Annotated in this window: 1 protein-coding gene; it reads right to left on the reverse strand. The window is 66.1% G+C overall.

What is annotated here, in order from left to right; genetic code table 11:
• The coding region (locus R0J88_RS20335) for a porin (RefSeq protein ID WP_410900926.1) at window positions 1-271 on the reverse strand (271 nt) is incomplete at both ends.

The raw sequence follows: 271 nt of genomic DNA on the forward strand, positions 1-271 counted from the left end.
GAACAGCTTGCTGTCCTGGCCGAGCGCGCCGTTGTTCACGTTGAAGCCGTTCTCGAGCACGAACAGCGCCTTCAGGCCACCGCCGAGATCTTCGGAGCCCTTCAGGCCGAAGCGGCTGCCGTTGATCGTGCCGCTCGTCATGCGCCAAAGCGATGCGCCGCCCGCGTTGTTGGTATAGGCGATGCCGGCGTCGATCAGGCCGTACAGCGTGACCGAGCTTTGTGCATGGGCGAGCGGCGCGAACAGCGCGGTCGTGCATGCGGCGGCAACG

It is taken from the genome of Pseudoalteromonas sp. SIMBA_162, from assembly GCF_046535955.1.
Classification (GTDB): domain Bacteria; phylum Pseudomonadota; class Gammaproteobacteria; order Enterobacterales; family Alteromonadaceae; genus Pseudoalteromonas; species Pseudoalteromonas marina.